General features: G+C 64.5%; 6 protein-coding genes and 3 pseudogenes. 4 read left to right on the top strand and 5 right to left on the bottom strand.

Going from position 1 to position 7,882, the window contains the following annotated elements:
- Positions 1–471 (top strand): annotated as a pseudogene (locus FA743_RS20395) (ABC transporter substrate-binding protein); the annotation flags it as partial.
- A gap of 167 nt (positions 472–638) precedes the next feature.
- Positions 639–1,142 (top strand): nucleoside phosphorylase-I family protein, encoded by a 504-nt coding sequence (locus tag FA743_RS20980; RefSeq protein WP_136887770.1) that lies wholly within the window; start codon positions 639–641, stop codon positions 1,140–1,142.
- On the opposite strand, the pseudogene FA743_RS19730 reads toward FA743_RS20980, so the two are convergent.
- From FA743_RS19730 to FA743_RS19710, 5 genes and pseudogenes are all read right to left on the bottom strand, one after another.
- Positions 1,123–2,265 (bottom strand): annotated as a pseudogene (locus FA743_RS19730) (acyl-CoA dehydrogenase family protein); the annotation flags it as partial. The gene FA743_RS20980 and the pseudogene FA743_RS19730 sit on opposite strands and share 20 nt — an antisense overlap.
- Positions 2,266–2,322: 57 nt before the next feature.
- Positions 2,323–3,123: an enoyl-CoA hydratase family protein gene (locus FA743_RS19725; RefSeq protein WP_136887769.1), complete on the bottom strand. Its 801-nt coding sequence runs from the start codon at positions 3,121–3,123 to the stop codon at positions 2,323–2,325.
- Positions 3,120–3,590 (bottom strand): MarR family winged helix-turn-helix transcriptional regulator, encoded by a 471-nt coding sequence (locus FA743_RS19720; RefSeq protein WP_136887768.1) that lies wholly within the window; start codon positions 3,588–3,590, stop codon positions 3,120–3,122. The genes FA743_RS19725 and FA743_RS19720 overlap by 4 nt, the downstream gene beginning before the upstream one ends.
- Positions 3,587–4,330 carry an SDR family NAD(P)-dependent oxidoreductase gene (locus FA743_RS19715; RefSeq protein WP_136887767.1) on the bottom strand — a complete coding sequence of 248 codons (744 nt, stop codon included), beginning with the start codon at positions 4,328–4,330 and terminating at the stop codon, positions 3,587–3,589. The genes FA743_RS19720 and FA743_RS19715 overlap by 4 nt, the downstream gene beginning before the upstream one ends.
- Positions 4,327–6,615, bottom strand: coding sequence for a bifunctional salicylyl-CoA 5-hydroxylase/oxidoreductase (locus FA743_RS19710; RefSeq protein ID WP_136887766.1), 2,289 nt, complete (start codon positions 6,613–6,615; stop codon positions 4,327–4,329). The genes FA743_RS19715 and FA743_RS19710 overlap by 4 nt, the downstream gene beginning before the upstream one ends.
- Positions 6,616–6,872: 257 nt before the next feature.
- On the opposite strand from FA743_RS19710, the gene FA743_RS19705 reads away from it, so the two are divergent.
- Both FA743_RS19705 and FA743_RS19700 read left to right on the top strand, forming a co-directional pair.
- Positions 6,873–7,703 (top strand): alpha/beta hydrolase, encoded by an 831-nt coding sequence (locus FA743_RS19705; protein ID WP_136887765.1) that lies wholly within the window; start codon positions 6,873–6,875, stop codon positions 7,701–7,703.
- Between the two features lie 51 nt (positions 7,704–7,754).
- Positions 7,755–7,882: pseudogene (locus FA743_RS19700) on the top strand (DDE-type integrase/transposase/recombinase); the annotation flags it as partial.

Raw genomic sequence — 7,882 nt, 5'->3', positions numbered from 1 at the left:
CTGGTGCGCGGCGATGTCGATGCCATCGTGCCCTTCCCAACCTTCTATCAGGGCGCGCAGGAGGCTTTGGGCGAGCTCTATCTGGAATTGCGCCCCGGCAGCTATGACCCGCATTACATTCTGGCCGCCAGCCCCGACATGCTGGCCCGAGAGGCGGATCTGACGACCTTCCTCGGCGCCCTTGTCCGAGCCGACGCCGATGTCGCCGCCGACCCGCAGGCGGCGGCCGAGGCGGTCTCGGCCTCGCTCAGCGGGAACGTCTCGGTCGAGGCGCTGCAGACCATGTGGGAGGACATGGAGTTCGGAACGATCCTGAACAGCGACTTACTGGACCTGCTGGTCAGCGAGGCCACGTGGATCGTCGGACAGGGCGTCGTGCGCGCCGATATTCCCACGTCCGACGGTATTGCGGCCTTCATTGCCCCTGACCCTCTGGCCGCCGCAGCCCCGGATGCGGTCACGCTGGACTGACGCCTTGTTGGCGGCGGGTGGGCGCTTCTCCCACCGCCTGAGGATTGCACAAACTGCAGATTTCATCGGCACAGACCTACCATGGCAGGACGCGGGCCGTCGGTGCCTCTGGCGGGCCTATCTCGACCGCGCTAGGTCGGGTCCAGCCTTTCACCCGGAGACGAACGATGATCACCATACCTCTCACATGCAGCGCTGCCCTTGCGGCGCTGCTGTCCGCCACGCCCGTGCTGGCTGCGGCCGAACCATTCGCGCCCAAGGTTCTGGTGATCGCCATGTTCGAGGCCGAGGCGGCGCCGTGGCTGGAAAATCTGGACCTGCCCGACACCATCACCGTTCCCGGCCTGCCCAAGGATCATGATGCGCCGTCCTGCAACGCAGACCTATGCGTGATGACCACGACCATGGGCTATGCCAATGCCGCCAGTTCGGCCATGGCGGTGGGTTTTTCCGACCAGCTGGACCTGTCGCAGACCTATGTGCTGATCGCCGGGATTGCCGGGGTCGATCCGACAAATGGCACGCTTGGTTCGGCGGCATGGGCGGATCATGTCGTGGATGCGGGGCTGGTCCACCGCATCGACAGCCGCGATGCTCCGGACGACTGGACCAGCCAGATCGTTGAGCTTGGCGCCAAGGCCCTCCCTCCGCGAGTGTGGCGCGCGCGATGATGACCTTCTGTACGTCAGACGCGCCTTCGTAGATGCGCAGGGCCCTGATCTCGCGGTAGAGTCGCTCGACCACGGCGCCATGGCGCACGCCATCTCCGCCGTGCAACTGGACGGCGGCGTCGATCACTTTCTGCGTCTCGTCGGTGGCGTAAAGCTTCGCCATCGCCGCTTCCCGCGTCACGCGGGGGGCACCCATGTCCTTGGTCCACGCCGCACGATAGACCAGCAGGGCCGCCGCATCGACGCGCAGCGCCATGTCAGCCACATGAGCCTGCACCATCTGCAGATCGGCCAGCGGCGCACCCTGCACATGACGTGTCCGCACCCGCGCCAAGGTCTCGTCCAGCGCGCGGCGGGCAAAGCCCAGGGCCGCCGCCGCCACCGTTGTGCGGAACACGTCCAGCACCGACATCGCGATCTTGAAGCCCTGCCCCGGCTGCCCGATCATCGCGCTGGCCGGCAGCCGACACCCGTCGAAGCGCAGCCGCGCCAGCGGATGCGGTGCGATCGTCTCCAGCCGCTCGACCACGATCAGACCGGGCGTGTCCGCGGGCACGACGAAGGCCGACAGACCCTTGGCACCCGGCGCTTCGCCGGTGCGGGCAAAGACGGTATAGACATCCGCGATCCCGCCGTTCGAGATCCATGTCTTTTCGCCATCCAGCACGTAATGTTTGCCGTCCAGCGTGGCCGTCATCGTGGAATGGGCCACGTCCGATCCTGATTGCGGCTCGGTCAGGGCAAAGCCCGCGATGGCCCGGCCCGCCCGGGTCAGCGGCAGCCATGCATCGCGCTGCGCAGGCGCGCCGAACAGCGACAATGCGCCGGTCCCCAACCCCTGCATCGCAAAGGCGAAATCCGCCAGGCCGTCGTGCCGCGCCAAGGTTTCTCGGGCGAGGCAGAGGGTCCGCACGTCCAGCGCACCGACATCCTGCGGGTCGACCGCCGTGGGCAGCAGCCAGCCGCCGTCGCCCAGCGTCCGCACCAGCGATCGGCAGGCCGCATCCGTATCCGCGTGATCGACGCCGGTCAGCGCGGAACCGGCCCAGTCGTCAAGGGCGATCGCCCAATCGCGGTGCGGCGCGCCAAGAAAAGGCCAGTCGAGGAATGATCTATCCGCCATGCAGCACCCCTCTCGGATTGCGCCCGGGCAGTTGTGCCTGATGTATCACTGTCATGCCTAATTCCCCTCGAACACCGGTCGTTGCTTCGCCACGAAGGCGTCGAAGGCCCGGCTGAAGTCCGCGGTCTGCATGCAGATTGCCTGAGCCTGCGCCTCGGCCTCGATCGCCTGATCAAGACCCATCGACCACTCATGCAGCAGCATGGTCTTGGTCATCATGTGAGCAAAGTTCGGCCCCGCCGCGATCTGCTGCGCAAGTTGAAGCGCTTCAGCGTCCAGTTTTCCTGCCGCGACGACCCGGTTATAAAAGCCCCAGTGCTCGCCTTCGTCCGCGGTCATGGACCGGCCGGTATAAAGCAGTTCTGCCGCCCGCCCCTGCCCGATGATCCGCGGCAGGATCGCGCATGCCCCCATGTCGCAGCCGGCCAGACCGACTCGGGTGAACAGAAATGCCGTCTTGGCCGCGGGCGTCGCGATGCGCATGTCGGAAGCCATGGCGATGATCGCTCCGGCGCCAACGCAGATCCCGTCGATCGCCGCGATCACGGGCTTGCCGCAGCCGAGGATCGCCTTGACCAGATCGCCGGTCATCCGGGTAAAAGCCAGCAGCTCCTTCATGGACATACGGGTCAATGGTCCGATGATGTCGTGCACATCGCCACCGGAACTGAAGTTGCCACCGTTCGATCCGAAGATCACCACCCGGACGTCATCGTCGTAGGCCAGATCCCGGAACCAGTCGCGCAATTCAGCGTAGCTGTCGAAGGTCAACGGGTTCTTGCGGTCTGGCCGGTCGAGCGTGACATGGGCGATCCCGTCCTGCACGCTGCAACGGAAATGGGTGACATCGCTTCTCATCGTCCCTCCTCGCGACGGGAAATCGCATCAAAACATCCTGCCAGGTTGGTGGCTTCAGGTTCGTCGAAATCGCCCAGCAGCTCGTCGATCCAAAGCTCGTGGGCCGCCGCCTGCCGGGTGAATTCCTCTTGCCCTTTGCGGGTCAGCCGGACCAGCGTGGCCCGCCGGTCGCCCGGAACCTGAACGCGCACCACGATGCCGTCGTCCGCCAGCCGGTCGACGATGCCCGTGACGTTCCCGTTCGACACCCGCAGCACGCCTGACAGGGCAGACATCTTCAGCCCGGCCTCGTATCTGGAAAGCGCTGCCATCACGTCGAAGCGCGGCAAGGTGGATCCGAACTCCTGCCGCAGGCGTTCGCGCAACTCCGCCTCGACACCGCGTGTGCTTTTCAGCATCCGCAGCCAGAGACGTAGGCGGGCCTTGGAGGCGGCACTTGCGACGCGGGCTTGGGAATGTGCGGTCATGTCTCGCCTCCCGATAGGGACAGCGTGTGGCCATTGACCGACCTTGCCGCGTCAGAGCATAACCACAGGGCCGCGCCTGCCACCTCGTCGGTCTGGATCAGGCGCTTCTGCGGATTGCCGGCGGTTAGGACCGTTACAGCCTCTTCGGCAGATTTTCCAGTCTTCGCGACGATATTGGCGACGGACCGGTCCAGCATAGGGGTGTCGATAAAGCCCGGGCACAAAGCATTGACCGTGATGCCCGTCTTTGCCAGTTCCAGCGACAGCGCCCGTGTCAGCCCGACAACCCCGTGCTTGGCCGCGACGTATCCGGCAACGTAGGGATACCCCTTCAGACCGGCGGTCGAGGCCACGGCGATCATCCGGCCCCACCCCGCCGCCTTCATATCAGCCAGCGCCGCCTGCCAGACGTTGAAGACGCCGGTCACGTTGACCGAAAGCATTGCCTCGAAATCCCGCGCCGACATGCGAGCAAAAGGTTTGCTGTCCGCGGCCCCGGCGTTGGCGATCACCACCGACACAGGCCCGTGCGCGGCGCGGGCAGCCTCGAAAGCGGCCACAACAGCCGTGGCATCGGTCACGTCGCAGACCTGCCAAGGCAAACCCTGTGCGTTCAGCGCGGCCTCGGTCCGGCCCATGATCGTGACCTGCGCACCAGCGTCCGCGAACAGCCGGGCCATGTCGGCCCCAACGCCTGACCCACCGCCGGTGACCACGACATGTTTGCCCGCGATGCTCATGCCCGTGAGACCTCTGCATCCTTGTCGGCCAGACGCCAGGCCTGATCCCGGCCTGCCTGGTAGGGCAGCGGCCAGTCTTCCTGACGGTCACCCAATGCGGTGGCGGCGTGCAGCAGCCAGTAGGGGTCTGACAGGTGCGGCCGGGCCAAGCAGACCAGATCGGCACGACCGGCCATCAGGATGGAATTGACGTGATCCGCCTCGAAAATGTTGCCGACCGCCATAGTGGGAATTCCCGTCTCGTTGCGGATCCGGTCAGAAAACGGCGTCTGGAACATGCGGCCATAGATCGGCAATGCTTCGGTCGAGGTCTGCCCGGCCGAGACATCGACGATATCCGCCCCGGCCGCGGCGAACATGCGCGCGATGCTGACGGAGTCTTCGGCGGTTAGGCCCCGATCGGTCCAGTCGGTGGCCGAGATGCGGACCGACAGCGGCTTGGCGTCGCCCCATGCGGCGCGCATGGCCGCGAAGACCTCCAGCGGATAGCGCATGCGGTTTTCCAAACTGCCGCCGTAGCCGTCGGTGCGGATGTTGGACAAGGGCGAGATGAAGGACGAGATGAGGTAGCCATGCGCCGCGTGCAGTTCGATCATGTCAAAACCTGCGCGGTCGGCCATCCGCGTCGCGGACACGAACTGCGCCGTGACAGCATCCATGTCCGCCCGCGTCATTTCGCGCGGCGTGTCATTGGCGTCTGACCACGGCAGGGCCGAGGCCGAGATCAACGGCCAGTTGCCGCCCGCCAAGGGCTGGTCCATCCCCTCCCAGCCTATGCGGGTCGACCCCTTGCGGCCCGCGTGGCCGATCTGGCAACAGATCTTCGCCGCAGTCTCGGTGTGAACGAAATCAACGAGGCGCTTCCACGCGGCCTCGTGCGCGGGCGTGTAAAGTCCCGGACAGCCGGGCGTGATGCGGCCCTCGGCCGACACGCAGGTCATTTCGGTATACACAAGGCCAGCGCCGCCCTTAGCGCGTTCACCGTAGTGGATCAGGTGCCAGTCGGTCGGGCAGCCGTCGACAGCCTTATACTGCGCCATGGGCGAGACGACGATGCGGTTCTTTAACTTCATGTCGCGCAGCGTGAAGGGTGCGAACATCGGAGCGCGTGCAGGTCTGTTGTCCTGCACACCGGCCTGCCCCTGAAACCAGCGTTCCGCTGAGGCAAGCCAGGCGGGGTCGCGGGCGCGCAGGTTTTCGTGGCTGATGCGCTGCGACCTCGTCAGCAGGGAGTAGTTTAGCTGCACCGGGTCAAGATCGAGATAGCGTTCCACATCCTCGAACCACTCGACGGAATTGCGTGCGGCGGACTGCAGTCGCAGCACTTCCAACTGGCGCTGATCCTCGTAGGTGCGGAAGGCCGTCGCCACATCGGGTTGGGTCGACAGGTTGTCCGCCAGGGCGATGGCGGATTCCAGTGCCAGCTTCGTCCCCGACCCGATTGAGAAATGCGCTGTGGCGGCCGCGTCGCCCAGCAGCACGACGTTCTTGTGGCTCCAGCGTTTGCACAGCACGCGGGGAAAACGGATCCAGGCGGACCCGCGGATATGATTGGCGTTGGTCATCAAAGCATGCCCGCCGAGGTGATCCTTGAAGACCTCCTGACAAATCGCGATGCTGTCCTGCTGCGACATCTTGTCAAAACCGTAGGCGTCGAAGGTCGCCTGGGAACATTCAACGATGAAGGTCGCCGTGTCGGGGTCGAACTGGTAGGCATGCGCCCAGAGCCACCCTTTGTCTGTCTTCTCGAAGATAAAGGTGAAGGCGTCATCGAACTTCTGCCGCGTGCCCAGCCAGACGAATTGGCAGGCGCGCAGATCGATGTCGGGTGCAAAGGCACCCTCGAACGCGGACCGGGTGTGCGAATTCAGACCGTCGCAGGCCACCACGACGTCGTAATTGTCCATATAGTCCGTAGCCGGCCCGACCTCGATTGAGAACCGCAAGTCGACACCAAGGGCACGGGCGCGGCCCTGCAGGATCGTCAAAAGGCGCTTGCGGCCGATACCGCAGAAGCCGTGGCCGGTCGACACGATCTTCTGTCCCTGATGCACCAGTGCGACGTCGTCCCAGTAGGCAAAGTGCTCGCGGATCGTCGCGGCACTGGCGGCGTCGTTCCGCGCAAGGTTGTCGAGAGTTTCATCAGACAGCACCACGCCCCAGCCAAAGGTGTCATCGGCGCGGTTGCGTTCGAACACAACGACCTCTGCATCCGGCTGGCGCAACTTGAGAGATATGGCAAAGTAGAGGCCGGCTGGTCCGCCGCCGAGACAGGCAATGCGCATGGGATCTCCCCTTTCAGCGGGCGCGGATTGGCAGCCCCGACTCGAACGCTAGGCGCGGTCGGAATTTACTTCAAGCAAAAATGTTTTGAGCTTGAAATACTTTTTTGATCTGCCTAGCGTCACGTTAACCGGAGCGTTTCTACGGGCCGCCATACCCCCGCAAACCGGTGTCCGGATGCGCTTTGGATGGGGCTGCACCGGGGGAACTAAGGCGCCTCGAACGCGGCATATTGCGCTGCAGGAAGAAGGAAATCCGAATGACGGGCTTTGCGGTCAGTGACTGGGACGACGCCTACGAGAACGGGCGCAACATTCCGAATGGGTCCGACTGGCCGGTCGCGTGGGTCGCACCCGCACAGGCCTTTCGCCATAGAGGGTCCAACCGCCTCGACATCTCCTACGGCAAATCCGAACGGTCGAGATACGACCTCTTTCTGCCGGAAGGCACGCCGAAAGGTTTGTTTGTTTTTGTCCATGGCGGTTACTGGGTCGCGCTCGACAAATCCTACTGGTCGCATTTGGCGACTGGTGCCGTCGACAGCGGCTGGGCCGTCGCCATCCCCTCCTACGATCTGTGCCCGACGGTCAGTATCGCAGAGATCACTGCGCAGATCGCCGCCGCCATCGACCACGCCGCGGCGGCGGTCAGCGGCCCTGTCGTGCTGGCCGGGCACTCTGCCGGCGGTCATCTGGTGACCGCGATGATGTGCGATAACACGCCACTGTCACCTGCCACGCAAAGCCGCTTGCGGCACGTCATATCGCTTTCAGGTCTGCATGATCTACGGCCTCTGCTCGCCACAAAACGCAACGAAATGCTGCGCCTTGACATGGCCTCGGCCACGGCGGGCAGCCCTGCCCTGCAGCGCCCCTTGCCAGGGGTGCGGCTGACAACATGGGTTGGCGGCGGCGAGCGGCAGGAATTCCTGCGCCAGACCGCGCTGCTGACGAACATCTGGCACGGCTTAGGCTGCACGACACAGGCAATCGTCGAACCCGACCGCCACCATTTCAACGTGATCGACGGACTTGCCGATCGATCCTCGCCCTTGACGCGGACGGTACTGCGCGATCCTGATGACTTTTGAGGCAATCGCCACGACGTGGTGCCGGACGACCTGTACCGCAAAACGACTCGCTTGACCGATTTCACATACATCTGGACTGCCGAGGGCTGGCTGTATGTCGCGGTCGTTCTGGACCTGTTTTCCCGCCGCGCGGTCGGTTGGTCCATGAAGGCAGATCGCGATGCATCGCTGGTCATGGA

Source organism: Paracoccus gahaiensis (genome assembly GCF_005048225.1).
Taxonomy (GTDB): Bacteria; Pseudomonadota; Alphaproteobacteria; order Rhodobacterales; family Rhodobacteraceae; genus Paracoccus; species Paracoccus gahaiensis.
The sequence above is the reverse complement of the archived record's forward strand: the minus strand, read 5'-3'. Positions and strand labels throughout refer to the sequence as shown.

What these genes read in the sequence shown, in the direction of transcription:
- FA743_RS20980 (WP_136887770.1), top strand. Translation starts at nt 639, where the DNA reads ATGATCACCATACCTCTCACATGCAGCGCTGCCCTTGCGGCGCTGCTG.
- FA743_RS19725 (WP_136887769.1), bottom strand. Translation starts at nt 3,123, where the DNA reads ATGAGAAGCGATGTCACCCATTTCCGTTGCAGCGTGCAGGACGGGATC.
- FA743_RS19720 (WP_136887768.1), bottom strand. Translation starts at nt 3,590, where the DNA reads ATGACCGCACATTCCCAAGCCCGCGTCGCAAGTGCCGCCTCCAAGGCC.
- FA743_RS19715 (WP_136887767.1), bottom strand. Translation starts at nt 4,330, where the DNA reads ATGAGCATCGCGGGCAAACATGTCGTGGTCACCGGCGGTGGGTCAGGC.
- FA743_RS19710 (WP_136887766.1), bottom strand. Translation starts at nt 6,615, where the DNA reads ATGCGCATTGCCTGTCTCGGCGGCGGACCAGCCGGCCTCTACTTTGCC.
- FA743_RS19705 (WP_136887765.1), top strand. Translation starts at nt 6,873, where the DNA reads ATGACGGGCTTTGCGGTCAGTGACTGGGACGACGCCTACGAGAACGGG.